The sequence below is a fragment of the Chloroflexota bacterium genome, from assembly GCA_020161265.1.
Classification (GTDB): Bacteria; Chloroflexota; Chloroflexia; order Chloroflexales; family Herpetosiphonaceae; genus Herpetosiphon.
On sequence record JAIUOC010000006.1, the window covers coordinates 422,389 to 438,136 of the forward strand.

Annotated in this window: 12 protein-coding genes; 8 read left to right on the top strand and 4 right to left on the bottom strand. The window is 51.5% G+C overall.

All coding sequences use genetic code 11. From position 1 onward, the window contains the following. Nucleotides 1-101 precede the first annotated feature (101 nt). From tmk to LCH85_16030, 3 genes are read right to left on the bottom strand one after another with little or no spacing between them, the layout of a single operon-like run. Nucleotides 102-812, bottom strand: coding sequence for a dTMP kinase (gene tmk / locus LCH85_16020; protein MCA0353500.1), 711 nt, complete (start codon nt 810-812; stop codon nt 102-104). A 41-nt stretch (nt 813-853) separates the two neighbouring features. Beyond that, nucleotides 854-2,551: an AAA family ATPase gene (locus LCH85_16025; protein MCA0353501.1), complete on the bottom strand. Its 1,698-nt coding sequence runs from the start codon at nt 2,549-2,551 to the stop codon at nt 854-856. A gap of 34 nt (nt 2,552-2,585) precedes the next feature. After that, complete coding sequence (locus LCH85_16030) at nt 2,586-3,593, bottom strand: hypothetical protein (GenBank protein ID MCA0353502.1); 1,008 nt, start codon at nt 3,591-3,593, stop codon at nt 2,586-2,588. Nucleotides 3,594-3,998: 405 nt separating this feature from the next. On the opposite strand from LCH85_16030, the gene LCH85_16035 reads away from it, so the two are divergent. The 6 genes from LCH85_16035 (at nt 3,999) to LCH85_16060 (ending at nt 10,787) form a co-directional block, all read left to right on the top strand. After that, nucleotides 3,999-4,724, top strand: coding sequence for a DnaD domain protein (locus tag LCH85_16035; protein MCA0353503.1), 726 nt, complete (start codon nt 3,999-4,001; stop codon nt 4,722-4,724). Beyond that, entirely contained in the window at nt 4,666-5,400 is a 735-nt protein-coding gene (locus LCH85_16040) for an ATP-binding protein (protein ID MCA0353504.1), read from the top strand. Before LCH85_16035 ends, LCH85_16040 begins: the two co-directional genes overlap by 59 nt. Nucleotides 5,401-5,503: 103 nt before the next feature. Continuing rightward, a complete protein-coding gene (locus tag LCH85_16045; protein MCA0353505.1) occupies nt 5,504-8,776 on the top strand; it encodes a tetratricopeptide repeat protein in 3,273 nt (1,090 codons plus the stop codon). A gap of 97 nt (nt 8,777-8,873) precedes the next feature. Further along, nucleotides 8,874-9,710 carry an AraC family transcriptional regulator gene (locus LCH85_16050; GenBank protein ID MCA0353506.1) on the top strand — a complete coding sequence of 279 codons (837 nt, stop codon included), beginning with the start codon at nt 8,874-8,876 and terminating at the stop codon, nt 9,708-9,710. Nucleotides 9,711-9,792: 82 nt separating this feature from the next. Beyond that, nucleotides 9,793-10,479, top strand: coding sequence for an AzlC family ABC transporter permease (locus tag LCH85_16055; GenBank protein ID MCA0353507.1), 687 nt, complete (start codon nt 9,793-9,795; stop codon nt 10,477-10,479). Continuing rightward, nucleotides 10,476-10,787 (top strand): AzlD domain-containing protein, encoded by a 312-nt coding sequence (locus LCH85_16060; GenBank protein MCA0353508.1) that lies wholly within the window; start codon nt 10,476-10,478, stop codon nt 10,785-10,787. The genes LCH85_16055 and LCH85_16060 overlap by 4 nt, the downstream gene beginning before the upstream one ends. A 148-nt stretch (nt 10,788-10,935) precedes the next feature. Here the strand turns inward: LCH85_16060 and LCH85_16065 are convergent, their stop codons facing one another. Further along, nucleotides 10,936-11,964 (bottom strand): N-acetylmuramoyl-L-alanine amidase, encoded by a 1,029-nt coding sequence (locus LCH85_16065; protein ID MCA0353509.1) that lies wholly within the window; start codon nt 11,962-11,964, stop codon nt 10,936-10,938. Nucleotides 11,965-12,204: 240 nt separating this feature from the next. Here LCH85_16065 and LCH85_16070 point away from each other — a divergent pair, with 240 nt between their 5' ends. Both LCH85_16070 and pulA read left to right on the top strand, forming a co-directional pair. Continuing rightward, entirely contained in the window at nt 12,205-12,951 is a 747-nt protein-coding gene (locus LCH85_16070; protein MCA0353510.1) for a response regulator transcription factor, read from the top strand. A gap of 68 nt (nt 12,952-13,019) precedes the next feature. After that, nucleotides 13,020-15,695 (top strand): pullulanase-type alpha-1,6-glucosidase, encoded by a 2,676-nt coding sequence (gene pulA / locus LCH85_16075; protein ID MCA0353511.1) that lies wholly within the window; start codon nt 13,020-13,022, stop codon nt 15,693-15,695. Nucleotides 15,696-15,748 lie beyond the last annotated feature (53 nt).

The following is a 15,748-nucleotide window of genomic DNA, read 5'->3' on the forward strand; positions in this document are numbered from 1 at the left end:
GCAATTAATTTGCCACGATTGGGATATTGTACCATATCAAACCAACGCCTAAGCGCATCTCAGCCTGATACTCGACTGAGATGCAGCTTATACGGCGGGTTTTAGCTCAAGGTTTTAATCGTCGTGAGATGGGGCTGGACCGCCAAAAGCAGTTGCTCGGTGAGGCTTTCGCGCTCAATTCCTGCATCAAATACCTGCCAACGGTGTGGATCAGCGGCGATCATCTCAAGGTAGCCACTGCGCACTCGTTCATGGTAGGCAATTTCGCGGGCATCGAGCCGATTCCAATGTTCGTTTTGGCTGGGGCTTGGTTGGGGCAGGTGGGGCAAGGGCAAGGCTAATTGGCTTGATTCACGAAAATCGTCGCGCTGTTTGCGTTTGCGCTGTAAGCCTTGCTCAACTGGCAAATCCAAAAAGAAGGTCAGATCGGGCTGTAAGCCGCCAGTTGCAAAGCGGGTGATTTCGCGCAGCTCGGTTAAATTACGGCCTAAGCCATAGCCTTGGTGGGCAAAGGTCGAATCGGCATAGCGATCGCATAAAACAATGCCGCCCAGTTTCAGATAGGGCAAGATCACCTCGCCAACTAACTGAGCACGAGCGGCAGCAAACAAGAGCGTTTCGGTTGTCGGCTCCATCGCCGTCCATTGACCATCGAGCACAAGCCGCCGCACAGCATCGCTAATTGGCGTTCCGCCTGGCTCACGAGTTAAGATGACTGGATAGCCAGCCTGTTGTAGATAATCCTTGAGGTAGCGGGCTTGGGTGCTCTTCCCGCTACCTTCTGGGCCTTCAAAGGTAATGAACAAGCTCATGGTTCCCCTACAGTCCAACAACTTGAGGCCACATTGCCGATTTAGCGAAAGATTCGAATGCGGCGACGTGGTTCTTTGCCAGTACTTTCTGATTGTAGATTGTACCGCTCAACAATCTGATGTTGCAACCTACGCACATAGGAACTTTGCGGACTCAGTTCGATACTTTCGGTTGAGCCATCCATGACTTGACTGATTGCTTCTTCAACCTCTTCCATGGCCTCGCTCAGCGGGTCGCTAGGACTGATGCTGATTTCGAAGGCCGAGCCGAGGCATTCTTCCATTTGGGTTTGGGTATTCGAGCGTAGCACATACACTGGAATTCCACGTTCTTCGGCATCACGCAGCCGAGTTGGGTGCTGACGATAGTAATTTTTCAGGGTAATGACCATCGTCGCTTGTTCCATTTCGCGCACCAAACTGGCGGTAATGCCCAAGCGATCTAAGGCTTTTTCCAAACGATTCCGGCTAACACCAAAGGCAAAAATCTTGGCAGGCGCATTCTTACCAGGCTTTTTAACCAGCACGCTTGGTTCTTCGGTTTTTGGGCTGGTGCTGCCATTCAGCGCCAGCGTATAGCGTTCGCGCTCCTCGCGTTGGGCTTCGCGCCGTTCGCTTTTACGCCGCCAGTCGCGTTCGCCATGGTCACGATCACGGTCGCGCTCACGGCTGCGATAGCCGCCACGCCGCGTGAGCATGGTGCTGGCTTCGCTATCAAGCCGTTCTGGGCGGCCTTCGTGCACCACGATTGCGCCTTGCTCGTCCTTGGTGCGTTGTTCGGCAGTTGGTTCGTTGCCCTGCAAAATTAAATCGACGGCTGAAGCGACTTCTTGATAAATCGTTACATCGTCCCAGCTTTGAATTTCGACCAACACATCGAAAGTTGGCGGCGCTTTGCGTTCGAGCACGGTTTTTTGGGTTCCCCGCCGCCGCGCTTCTTCATCGCCCAAGGTTACCGCCTGAATCCCGCCGATCAAATCGGAGAGAGTTGGGTTGAGCATCAGGTTTTCCAAGGTATTCCCGTGAGCCGTACCAACCAATTGCACCCCGCGTTCGGCGATGGTGCGAGCAGCTTGGGCTTCCAATTCCGTACCAATTTCATCGATCACAATGACTTGGGGCATGTGATTTTCGACCGCTTCGATCATCACATTGTGTTGTTCGGCTGGCCGAGCTACTTGCATTCGGCGAGCGCGACCAATCCCTGGGTGAGGAATATCGCCATCGCCAGCGATTTCATTCGAGGTATCGACGATCACCACTCGCTTGAGAAAGTCGTCGGCCAAAACGCGGGCGACTTCGCGCAGCATGGTGGTTTTACCTGTCCCAGGCTTGCCCAGAATCAAGATCGATTTACCAGCCTCGACCAAATCGCGCACGATTTCGATTGTGCCATAAACGGCGCGGCCAACCCGACAGGTCAGACCAATTACCAACCCAGAGCGGTTGCGAATGGCTGAAATGCGGTGCAGCGTGCGCTGAATCCCAGCGCGATTATCCTCACCAAATTGGCCAATTCGCTCGGTCACATAATCGAGATCTTCGCGTGAGACCTCAGTTTCACTGAGGAAACTTGATTGGTCGTGGCGAAAACGCGCCTCGGGCAAGCGCCCCAAATCCATAACAATTTCTATAACTTGATCTTTCTGTTCATGGGTTGCCAACGGCTCGGCCAAACGTGGCGGCAAGGTTGACAGCAACAGATCGATATTATGGGTAATTTCGCGACGATCTAACATAGTTGCATCCCTCTCAAACACACGCCGGGGTGTGTTAGATACACGGTTCGGATTGAACCGACGATGACAGCGACGGATTGACGACGCTTTCTCGCGTTCCTTCGATCACAGGCCGCAACAATGGATTGCGTAATGGCACTGTGAGTTCCTTGACCGTCAGGCGTTGATCTCCAATATGTTCAAAGCCGATTTCCTCCAAGTTGTGATGCAACTCGCCATGATATTCTGGCAAAAGGAGATAGACGACACCTTGATGGGCATTAGCCAATTGGCTCATTCCAAATCGAATAACCGACGAGGCTAAGCGTTGCTCAGCAGGATCGATCAGAAGGCTCATAACTGCGGCGTGTGGGCCAATCCACACATGCAAGGCCGCCCGTAAAATATCATCTCGGCCATCACGCCCAAGCACCCATGAGCGCTGACGAACCCCATGACGGGCAACGACCGGCAATTGCCACGATCGTGACGTTCGTCCTTCATATCGTACAACAGTTGCAGGGGTGATCGCCTCATACAATCGTTGGATTGCATGGGGGTCGCGACGCTGTTGTGGGCGTAACACAATAATTGAGCTACCTTCGGCAACATCGGGAGTTAAAGTCCGCCAAACCTGCCGCGTAGCATAACTTTGAAAGCCAAGTTGGCGAAAAACTTCCAGATGGGGTGAGTTCGAGGCCAATGGTGCGAAGATACGCTCGATATTGCGCGAACCCATCCGCACCACAAATGCTTCTAATAAACGATACCAAACATCGGGGTCGGTTGGTTGGCGCATGCCACGCCGAAACGGTTGCGATGCCAGATACACCAAATCGGCATCAGCACTATTTAAACGATACCAGCCTTGGACATAGCCACGCAGCCCACGCTCATGATAAACCAAAGTATGGCGATCTTGAGCAAAAGGCATTAAACAGCGTAGCGCAAAGCCCAACGGTCGATGGTTGCCCGCCAGCACATGCTCGCTGCCCAACAACATATAGGTGTACGGCGTGCGCCGCAACTCAAGACTATCTACCAAGCGAACAGGTCGAATCAAGCCAGATTCTCCATTGCATGAGCTGTATGCCCGATTCCGCTGTGCCACATTGCACGCTAGTATCATCGCACAAATTGGGCCAGAAAAAAACTAGCAGAGTATTAATAAGTATGAAGGATTCACGAATATAGGGCATAGATGTAATGTTTCATTTCATTAATAATCATGTCTCCCGTTCCCTCACCCCCAGTCCTTCTCCCACTGCGGTGTTTAAGGGCGACAGGTTGATAGTTGGGTATTACGCTTCGTTAGGCAATGTTCACCCTAGCCGTCCACCACGAGTTACCGTCGTTGCCCAGCCCGCGTGACCAGCAGAATCTATTTGGATGAGTGGTCGCAAGCGTTGCGGCATGTGGTATCATTGATACTAGATAAATCGCGCAGCACTACTTTTGGAGGCAACCCGTGGCGGCGTTTCATGGCTTCTCAACTGAGAATCTCGTGCCGCTACCGGCAGAATTCTTTAGCGATGTTCTCCCTTCAATCAGCAATTTGGCTGAGCTTAAAGTAACCCTGCATGTCTTTTGGTTGGTTAGCCAGCAACGTGGCCGCGCCAAACGCGTTTCGTGGGATGCGCTGAGCAGCGATAGTGCCCTGGCTCAATCGTTGCGGGCGGTCTCGCAATTGCGCCCAACCAGCGACGTTTTAGAAGAAGCCTTGGGTTTAGCGGTTGAGCGGGGCACATTACTGCACTTAATCAGCCCTGAACCTGGCCGCGTGGTTAGTTGGTATTTGGTCAATACCCAAGCCAATCGGCATTGGGTCGAGCGCCAAGCAGGCCAGCGCGTGCTTGCACTCGAAGCTAGCCCGACGGCGCAGCCAACCATTTTTGGGCTTTACGAACAAAATATTGGCCTGCTCACGCCGCTGCTGATCGAGCAATTGCACGAGGCTAGTGCCAAATATCCCGCTGTATGGCTCGAAGAAGCCATCGCCAAAGCGGTTGAAGCCAATGTGCGCAATTGGCGCTACATTCGGCGCATTCTAGAACGGTGGGAAACCGATGGAAAAGAATCTACGTCGCATCGATCCGAGCAGCTTTTCGATCTCAGCAAATATACCACGGGCAAATATGCCGCCTTCTTCGGAAGAAGCGGCGATTCCGATGGAGGAGATTTGTCCGATTTGTAAGGGTGCTGGCTATTTCTGCATGGATGTGCCGATCAGCGACCCCAACTTTGGCCATTTGATTACCTGCCAATGCAAACTCGCCGAAAAAGAAGGCCGCCAACGTGATAAACTATGGCAACAAAGTAATTTGCAGGCCTTTGAAACCAAAAACTTTGATACATTTAACTCGCATGTGGTTGGGGTTAGTGAGGCTTACGCACGAGCCAAGGCGTTTGCTCAAGCACCCAAAGGTTGGCTGTTTCTGTATGGAACCTATGGCTGTGGCAAGACCCATTTAGCAGCCTCAATTGCCAACGAAGCTGTGCGCCGCGAGTATCAAACAATTTTTATGGTTGTACCGGATTTGCTGGATTATTTGCGCTCGACCTTTGGACCAAACTCCGAGGTGGCCTACGATGAGCGCTTTGAGAAAATTCGCAATATTCAATTATTGGTGCTCGATGATTTAGGCACCGAAAGTTCAACCGGCTGGGCCCGCGAAAAGCTGTTCCAAATTATCAATCACCGTTATAATCATCGTTTACCAACGGTCATTACATCAAATGCCGATTTAGATAAATTCGATCCACGGATTGCATCACGTTTGTCTGATGCAGATATTTGTAGTCAAGTGCTGATCAAAGCAACTGATTATCGACAAACAACAACACGTAACAATAACATTCGATACAAGTAAGATCGCCAACGGGCCGAGTGGCATTTCGTCAGTCCAAGTATCTGGCTGTTGATCTGCTACTCATCCAACGAAGTTCTTCATCCTTGTGTCTGTGGGGGTTCGGATGGCAGGGAACCAAGCAATTTTTGACCGTGCGTTAGAACAATATCAGCTTGCCTCACGGGCTGGCGATTGGAACAAAGCTTTAACCGAAGCTGCTCGGGCCATGACCGAATTTTCAACTCACGAGCAGGCTCGGATTGCTGTCGCCACCGCGTTGTTTCATACCAATAAGCTGCCACAATCGTTACAATTGTGGCAGGAGTTGCTCAAGCGTAATCCAGATAATCCGGTTTTTACCGAATATATTGCCAAGATTTATCGCGCTCAAGGTGATACCGATCAAGCCATCGAGCTGTTTATGCAGTTGGCCGAACGTTTGATCGCCCAAAAATTGCCTTTGAAGGCAGTGCGAGCTTATCGCGATATTTTGGATATTCACCCCAGCCACGAAGAAGCCCGCGTGCGCTTGGCGATGGTGCTAGCTGAATCTGGCGATAAACCTGGCGCAATCCGTGAATATTTGCATCTGGGTCAGCAATTTTATGATGCTGAACAATACGATGCTGCTGATGAAGCCGCCGTCGAAGCCCTCAACGTAGACCCCGCTAGCCTCTCGGCCCAAGAATTCAAGAAGAAAGTTGATTTGGCACGGCAGGCCTTAATTACTGCCGCCACAGGCGATCAATTGCCCGACCAAGGTCGTTTGCAAACCAAAGAACAAATCGAACGTGCAGTCAACGAGGCGATTGAGTATCAAAATAATGGGTTGCTGGAGCAAGCCGCCCAAATGTATGAACGGGTGGTTGACGTGCTGCCCGAACGCGCCGACATGCAATATAGCTTGGGCTTGATTTACGATGAGCTTGAGCGACATAAAGATGCCTTGCGGGTGCTCGAAATTGCCAGCCATAACGATGAATACGCCCTATCCGCCCACTTTGCGATTGGTACAATCTACCAAAAGCTTGGCCAAATGGAACGTGCCGCCCAAGAGTTCGAGCAAGCGATTCGCTACGTCGATTTGCAATCGATCGGCAAAGAAGAAGCCAACGATTTGATCGATATGTACGAAGCAACCTCGGCGATCTATCTTGAACTAGGCGATGTGGCGCGGGCAGCCTCGTTGTATTCAACCTTGGCGGGCTTTTTGCAGGGCAAACGTTGGGGCGCAGAACAAGCGGCGCAATATAATGCCAAGGCCAAGGAACTGACCGACCGCAGCATGATGTCGAAATTGCGCATGCTTGGCACGGGGATTTTGAACGCGCCGCCACCTGAAGAGGCTGTGCCTGAACCACAGACCGAAACCTGGGGCAAAATGCCCTCGATCACCGATTTCCTCAGCCCCAAAAGCCGTGTCGAAGCTAGCCCAGCCGATGATATGGCCAGCCTTGAGGCCTTGATTAGCGGTAATGCTAGCCCAGCGCCCCAAACGATGCTGACCGATATTGACCCGCTTGATGTGCTGGCCGCCAATTTGCCACCAGCTGGCGAAGTGCATTTTGCGCCGCTCACGCCGATTGATACCGAAGGCCGCAGCGAGCGGATTCAGCGTTTGGTTGAGGCCAGCGAATCGTTTGCTGAGCAAAATTTCTTGTATGCGGCGCTCGATGCCTGCCATGAAATTATTCGCTACGATCTGGAGTTTTATGCGATTCACCTGCGGATGGCCGAAATTCTCGAACGTTTGGGGCGCATGGATCAAGCACTCGCTAAGCTCAATTTGTTGATCGAAACCTACAAAGCACGAGGCGAAACCCACAAGGCAATTGGGGTTTATCACAAACTGATCGATCTCTCGGCTGATAGCACGATCATTCGGGCTGAATTGGCCGAGGTATTGCGCAAACAAGGCCGTAGCGATGAGGCCGCTGAGCAGTTGGCCTATGTGGCTAACCAACAATTCCGCCAAGGTCAAACCGTCAAAGCCTTGGAGCAATTTCGCAAGTTGTTGGAATGGGCACCTGATAGCGTCAATTTACGTGCTCAATATGGTCAAGTATTGCTCAAACTCGAACGTTGGGAAGCAGCCTTGGAAGAATTCCGCCGGGTCATTGTGCAAAAGCCCGATGATTTGGTGGTGATGGCCCAAGCCAATATTGCCCTCGCCATGATGGGCGAATTCCCCGATGCGATTTGGGATTCAGTCGCCGCCTTAATTCAAAAACTGGCTAGCAATCCGCAACAGCTTAACGATGTGCAAGCCGAATATCGCGCCGTCACCTTGATTACTGATCGGGCGATTATTCAGTTTCTCTTGGGATTGATTCAGCAATCAACCAAGCAACATCCGGCGGCAATGCACTCGTTCAATCAAGCGCTTGAGTTGCTCGAAATTGATGCTGATCCCTTGGTTCCGCCAGTGCTGGTTTATCAAGCGATTGCCGATAGCTACATTGCCGAGGGTAATGCTGCTGGCTCAATCGAGCAACTACGCAAAATCGAGGCAATTTTGGTGACTGGCACTGTGCCAGCCATGAGCACCAAGCATGCCTTTGCCCAACCCTTCAACGAGGGCGAGTTGCAACGGCGTTTGGCCGAAGCCTATGCCGCCAACGAGAATTTCGAAGGGGCAATTCAGGCCTTGCAACGGGTCAAGCAATTGTTGCCCTACGACCGCCAAGCCTACACCAAATTGGCTGATATTTACTTCCGCCAAGGCCGCCTAAACGAAGCCTTGACCCAGCTTGATGAGTTGGCAACTTACTACGAAAGCCAAAGTCAGCTTGATCGCGCCTTGGAGATTTTGGCCACGGGCTTGCAATTAGCCCCCAAGAATATCCCGATCAAGTCACGTCATGCCCAGCTGATGATGCGGCGCGGCTATCTTGATGAGGGCTTGGCTGGCTTGGATGAATTGGCCGAGTTGCAGCGCAAACAAGGCTTGGTCAAAGATGCAGTGGCCAGTATTCAGCAGGTCGCTGATGTTTATTGGACGTTGGGTAAGGTTGATAAGGCTGCCGAGATGTACAACAAAATTGTACAGATCGCACCTAATGACACCGAAGCCCGCCAACATTTGGTGAGCTTTAGCATTCTTTCGTTGCGCACCAAAGATGCGATTACTCAACTGCGTGAAATTGCGCGGCTCTCAATTCAACAACGCAACTACGAAGAAGCGATTGCTTCCTATCACCAAGTGATTGCGCTCGATCAAAAAGATGCCGATGCCTACGAGCAATTGGCCGATGTGCTGATGCGGGTTCAGGAGTATGGTCAGGCCGTTCGTACCTATAAACAATTGGCGAAATTGTTGCCCGATGATGATCGGGTGGAAGCTTTGCAAAGCGCCGCCCAACGCATGCTCGATCAGCAACAGGTGGCCAAAGGCTAGCATTCTACGAAACTTGGCAAATTCAAAGCAGCGCTGAAGCCTTGTGCTCGGCGCTGTTTTGGTTAATGGCTTGAGACAATCAAGGAGCAGGTTGGCTATGCAAGCGCCGCTTAATCGCGAAACCGTGCATTTTTGGCAGGATCGGGTGTTGAATAATTTGGAGTTGTTGCATGCCCACTATATTACCCAGCGTTTTGCGCCGCATAGCCATGAAGAGTTTGCGATTGGGGTGATTGAGGCTGGTGGTCAGGCCTTTACTTATCAGCGGCGCTCGGAGTGGCTTATGCCCGCTGGCAGTATTGCGGTGATTAATCCGCAGGTGGTGCATACTGGTCATGCTGCTACACCCCAAGGCTGGGTCTATCGCATGTTTTATCCCCCAGTTCAAATCCTACAGCAAGCTGCTAGCCAATTAGCTGGGCGCAATCAAACAATCCCCTTTTTTCCTCAGCCAGTGATTCATGACCCATTTTTGATGCAGCGCCTGCTCCAACTCCATCAATTGTTGGAAGACCCCAGCACCACCGCGCTCGAACGCGAATCGCGCTTGCTCTGGACGATGGCGCAACTGATTATTCGCCATGCCCAAAGCAAACCAGCGCTTAACGCCCAGCAAATGCATCCCAAAGCAGTAACGACGATTCGTGAATATTTGGCGGTGCACTATGCCGATTCAATTTCGCTTGAGCAACTGGCCCAATTGGTCAATTTAAGTCCGTTTCATACACTGCGGCTGTTTCGCCAAGCAACTGGCCTGCCACCCCATGGCTACCTGATTCAACTGCGAATCAATCAGGCAAAACAGCTGTTACATACTCAGTTGCCCTTGGCCGAGGTAGCCGTTCAAACCGGATTTAGCGACCAAAGTCATTTGAACCGCCATTTCAAGCGCGTATTAGGCGTTACCCCGCTGCAATATCGCCGCCAAGGCTAAATTAGCAAGATCATCCAAGCAATTAATCTTCGATCAAGCTATGCTCAATTAAATCGTAGTTTACAAGCTTTGGAGCAGCGCCATGCACTCAATTTCTGCTAGCTTTCGCGCTGGAATTCGCGCGTTTTTGCCGATTGCCGTGGGGATTATCCCATTTGCCTTGATTTCGGGCATTGCCGCAATGAGTGTTGGCTTATCGATTCCCCAAGCTATTGCCATGTCGATGATTGTGTTTGCTGGCTCGGCTCAGTTGGTGGCGATGCAGCTCTTGGCTGAGCATACCCCGATGCTCTTGATCATCCTGACGACCCTGATTATTAATTTGCGCTTTGTGATGTATAGCGCCTCATTGGCCGACCACTTGGCTCAATTGAAGCGGCGCTGGAAGTTGCTTAGTGCCTATTTGCTGACTGATCAGGCTTATGCTTTGGCGATTAGCCTCTATCAGCGCAAACCCCACATGCACTACAAACCATGGTTTTACCTTGGCGCGGCAATCAGTATGTGGATTACTTGGCAAATTGGGGCGGTAGTTGGGATGTTCGTTGGCCAGCAATTTCCGGCCAGTTGGCAACTCGATTTCACAATTCCACTGACCTTTATTGCTTTGGCTATGCCTGCGATCAAAAATCGCCGCTTGGCGGCGGTGGCCCTTTGCGCCGCGATTATGGCAGGAGCCACGGCTATGTTGCCCTATAAATTGGGCTTGGTGTTGAGTGTTTTGGTGGGGGTTGGGCTTGGTTTATACCTTGAAGGGCGGCAGGCATGATGATTTTACTGCTGATTATTGGCATGGGCTGTGTGACATTTTTGCTGCGGCTCTCGTTTATTAGCGTTGCAGGCAAAACCAGCATGCCTCAATGGTTGCAACGCTGTTTGCAATTTGTGCCAATTGCCGTGCTGATGGCAATTATTGTGCCCGATTTAATCTATCAACAGCATCGTTATCAATTGCTCAACAATAATGAGCGCTTGATTGCTGGCTTGGTCGCGGCCTTGGTTGCTTGGAAAACCAATAATGTGCTGCTGACGATTGGGACGGGCATGGGTTTGTTGTGGCTGTTGCAGAGCCTGTAGAATTTCCCTCGCTCCCTTCTCACACGATGGCGGGAGAAGGAAGTGAGGGGCTAATCAATCAGTAATTAAACATCTAAACTTCGCGCTCTTCGCGTCCTTCGTGGTTTCGCTGACTGAATCCTGCCACCTTATTTGCTAGTTTTCAGGCTCAGCGATCGGTTGGTGGTGGCAATTGGTCGCTTGTGCCCTGCATCGCGCTGACTTGCACCCAGCCAACAATATTGGAGCTACCGCGCACAAAACCCTCATACCAGCCATCACGCTGGCGAAATGGCATAAAACGTTGATCTTCTTCCAGCGTATGCAACACCCGCGCTTCGGTATCAGGCGCTGAATGCACGGTCACGTCGGCAGTTTTGGGGCGCTGAATCGCATATTCAATCACTCGCAACGCTTCTAAATCATTGGGATCGTGCAGTTCGAGGTAGCGCAGCAAGCCATTGGCGATGCTCTGAGCAATTACATCTGATTGATTGAGCATAAACGCTCGATCCGTGGGATTGGTCAAAAAGCCCATTTCAACGATCACGGCTGGGGTGGTTGGGGCGATCGCGTTGCGATGTCGTCGCCAACTAAAGGCATAGTAGCCGCGCATATTGGCGGTAATCGCCGAATCTTGAGGCATATCAGTGCCAGCGGCATATTCGCTAACTAAACTATCGAGCAATAATAAACTGGCTTCAGAGGCTCGCCAAGGAGTGGCCATTTTGAAGCCGCGACTGCTGGTGCTGGTCGAACCATCGGCATGAATCGAGATAAAAGCATCGGCTTTGTAGGCAACTGGCACGGTCGCAGGCAACAGATCGACCGTAATCCCCTCGGCCTCAAGCAAGGCTTTAACTTGCTCGGCAACTGGCAAGTTCACATCCGATTCGGTAATGCCATTGACGAATGCGCCAGTTGAGGTGCGAAATTTAGCCAAATCATCGGGTAAATCTTCGGTTTGCCAATGGCCAACTTGAATTCCGACCCGTGGTGGTTGGGGCACGGGTGTTTCAGTTGGCGGGGCTGGGGTCGCACTTGGTGCTGGAGTCGCTGTCGGCACAACCCTGGTCGGGGCGCTGGTGGCGATCGCGATTTGCTGCACTGCAGCAGGTTTGGGAGCTTCAACAAGTATAGCAGCATCGCTACAGCCTACAACGAACAAAGTGCCAACAATCAATGACCAGCGTTTCATCGGGTGGTTCCTTGTATGGATGGGGGTTGGTTGTTGGGGGTCGGGGATTGGTTATCTGTATATTGCATGAGCCATGTTTTTAACCATCATCTGCCTTAACATCTATAAAACCTTCCGAATTCCGAACCCTGATTCCCGATCCCCAATAATTAAAAGATTAACATGGCTTTGCACTTAATTGCTTGACACAAAGATTAAGGTTGAGCATATATTTGATGATAATTGGCTAAGGATTCTCCCATGCAGACAATCCAAACATTGGTGGTTGAAGATCATCCGGCATTGCGGGCGGCGATGGTTGCTGGGTTGCAGGCTACCAAAGAGATAACCGTGATCGGCGAGGCTGGTAGCGGCGAGGATGCAATTGAATGGTGTGCTCAACATACGCCGCAAGCTATTTTGATGGATGTGGCCTTGGCCAGTCAACTCAATGGCATTCAAGCAGCAGTGATTATTCGCCGTGAGCATCCGCGGATTCCGGTGGTGTTTTATTCGATCCAAGATGATGATGCCTATTATCGCGATTTCCAGCGTTCGGGCATTCTAAGCCACTATGCGTATGTGCGCAAAAGCAACTACTTACTACCAGCGATGGTTGCCCCGCTGCTGCGCGATGCCTTTCAAGGCCGAGCCTTTATCGATCCCGATATTGCTAGCCGAGTGCAAGAAGTTCGCCACCGCGATGAGCAATCGGCGCTTGATTTGCTTGAGCCAGCCGAGCGCGAAGTGATGACCTTGGTGGCCCATGGCTTTACCAATGATCAAATTGCCCAGCGCTTGGGTTTTCGTGATGCCCGCGCAGTTAGCCGCATCAATGGCCAAATTTATACAGCCTGGGGCTTGAATGAAAATACGACTGATGAAAAAGTGGCGCGTACTCGGGCAACGATTATTTTTTACGAGCGTCAACTGATTGTCTGGGATGAAGAAGGACGCGGGCGGGCCTATATGCCCGATGGTCAGTGGCAAGCACGCTGGAACGATTAAGCAAATTGCCAATTTGTTGCATATAATGTGCTATACATACGAGTTTACCCATTTGATGGGAGATTAAGATGCTTGATCAATCTGTTGTTGAAGAGCAGCCCAGCGTCGGGCAGCTTGACCGGCTGCGGGCGTATTGGGTGCGTCGCGATACGATTGTTTGGAATATTCATGCGCTCCCCAATGCTCGCTATGAGTTGCATTATTCGCTTGATGGTTCGTTGGAGCTAACGCCGCAGGGAATTCAGCATGGCATGGTTTTGCCGCTCGAACGTGATCCCTTGGGCTTAGATTCGGCGTTGGTAGCGGCTTTTCCCCATTTGCAAGGCTTGCCAGTGTTGCGCCTTGCCCCTGAACACCACGACTTGGTTGCGACAATATTGCGTGGTCAAGTGGCGGTGCAGGCCTATCACGCTGATGATCAGAGTTTGATCGATGCGACGGCGTTGCAAATTCCAGGGGTGCTTGATGATTTGTATCACTACACTGGCGAGCTTGGGGTGAGTTTCGATGAGCAGAAACGCCCGATTTTGCGCTTGTGGGCACCAACCGCTCGTTCGGTTAGCCTGTTGCTCTACGCCGATTCGGCCAAGGGAACTCGCGCAATTCGCAGTGGAATGACGTTTGACCCTCAGACTGGAGTTTGGAGCATCGTTGGCAAGCCCAGTTGGAAGAACCAGTTTTATCGATTTTTGGTCGATGTGTTTGTGCCGAGTACTGGCCAATTTGAGCAAAATAGCGTCACTGATCCCTATTCGTTGAGTTTATCGACCAATAGCCAACATTCGCAAATTGTTGATCTGCAAAGCCAACGCCTCAAACCCAAAGGTTGGAGCAAACTCGCCAAGCCAAGCCTAGCCCAACCCACCGATATTGTGCTCTACGAGCTGCATGTGCGTGATTTTTCGATCACCGATTCGAGTGTGCCAGCTGAGTTGCGTGGCACCTACAAAGCCTTTAGCCAAGTTGAATCGAATGGCATGCAACATCTGCAGCGGCTGGCTAAGGCCGGGGTGAGCCATGTGCACTTGCTGCCAGTCTTTGATATTGCCACCATTGAAGAACATCGACCTGATCGCACGCGAATTGATTTTGACTATTTAGCCAGTTTGCCTGCTGATTCGACTGAGCAGCAAGCCTATCTTTTTCCAATTCGCGATCATGATGGCTTCAATTGGGGCTATGACCCGCGCCATTACACTACGCCCGAAGGCTCGTATAGTACCGATCCCGATGGCTCAACGCGAATCTACGAGTTTCGCGAGATGGTGCAAGCGCTGAATCAGATTGGGCTGCGGGTGGTGATGGATGTGGTTTACAATCACACCCATTCGAGTGGCCAAGCCAGTTGCGCCGTGCTCGATCGAATTGTGCCAGGCTACTATCATCGCTTGGATGCTGATGGCAATGTTTGCAACAGCACCTGCTGCGCTAACACCGCCAGCGAACAGCATATGATGGAAAAATTAATGCTCGATTCGCTGCGCACATGGGCTGTCGATTATAAAGTTGATGGCTTTCGCTTCGATTTGATGGGCCATCATCTAAAACGCAATCTGTTGGCAATTCGCGCGATGCTCGATAATTTGACGTTGGCTGAGCATGGCGTTGATGGCAAAGCGATCTATTTGTATGGTGAGGGCTGGAATTTTGGTGAGGTTGCCGACGGCGCACGCGGCGAAAATGCCTCGCAACATGCCATGGCTGGCACGGGCATTGGCACCTTCAGCGATCGTTTGCGTGATGCGGCGCGGGGTGGCGGCCCATTTGTCGGTTTTCAAGTGCAGGGCTTTGCCACAGGCTTGCTTGATCGGCCTAATCTGTACGAGCAGCGGGCGTTTGTTGAGCGCCATTACCAAGTTGCCGTGCTGAGCGATGTGGTACGGCTGAGTTTGGCAGGCAATTTGGCCGAATATCCAATGCTCAGTTGCGAAGGCCAACAAACTTTGGGCGGCCACTTGTATATCAATGGCAAACCAGCAGCCTATGGTTTACGCCCTGATGATCATATTGCCTATGTTTCAGCCCACGATAATGAAACCCTGTTTGATGGAGTGCAAGTCAAAGCGCCGCCCGAATCGCCAATGGCCGAGCGGGTGCGTATGCACAATTTGGCCTTGAGTTTGGTGGCTTTAGCCCAAGGAATTCCCTTTTTTCATGCTGGCGATGAGTTGCTGCGCTCAAAATCGCTGGATCGCAATAGCTACAACTCCAGCGATTGGTTTAACCGCATCGATTGGACGGGCCAGCAGAACACTTGGGGTTCGGGCTTGCCGCCCTCGGCGGATAACCATGAACATTGGGCCACGGTTGGGCCGTTGTTAGCCAACCCTGCACTCAAGCCAACCCCTAAGGATATGGCATTCAGCTATGCCCATTTCCAAACCATGCTACAAATTCGGCGTAGCTCAGGCTTGTTTCGTTTGAACAGGGCTGAATTGATCAAACAAAAAGTCTGGTTTCCCAATACTGGGCCTGATCAAGTGGTCGGTTTGGTGCTGATGGTGCTTGATGATGGGGTTGGCGAGCAGTGTGATGCACAATTTAGCCGAATTGTGGTAGCTTTCAATGGCTCGCATCATGATTTGAGTTATAGCGATGCCAGTTTTGGTCATTACAATTTGCAACTGCACCCCTTGCTAGCAAATAGCTATGATTCAGTGCTGGCGCAGGCGAGCTTTGATCGCAATCTTGGCAGCATCAGCGTGCCGGGGTTTAGCTGTGTGGTGTGGGTCGAATATCGCTAATTAAACCAAAGGCGGCGCAACACGTTCAAACGTTGCGCCGCCTTTTTGATTTA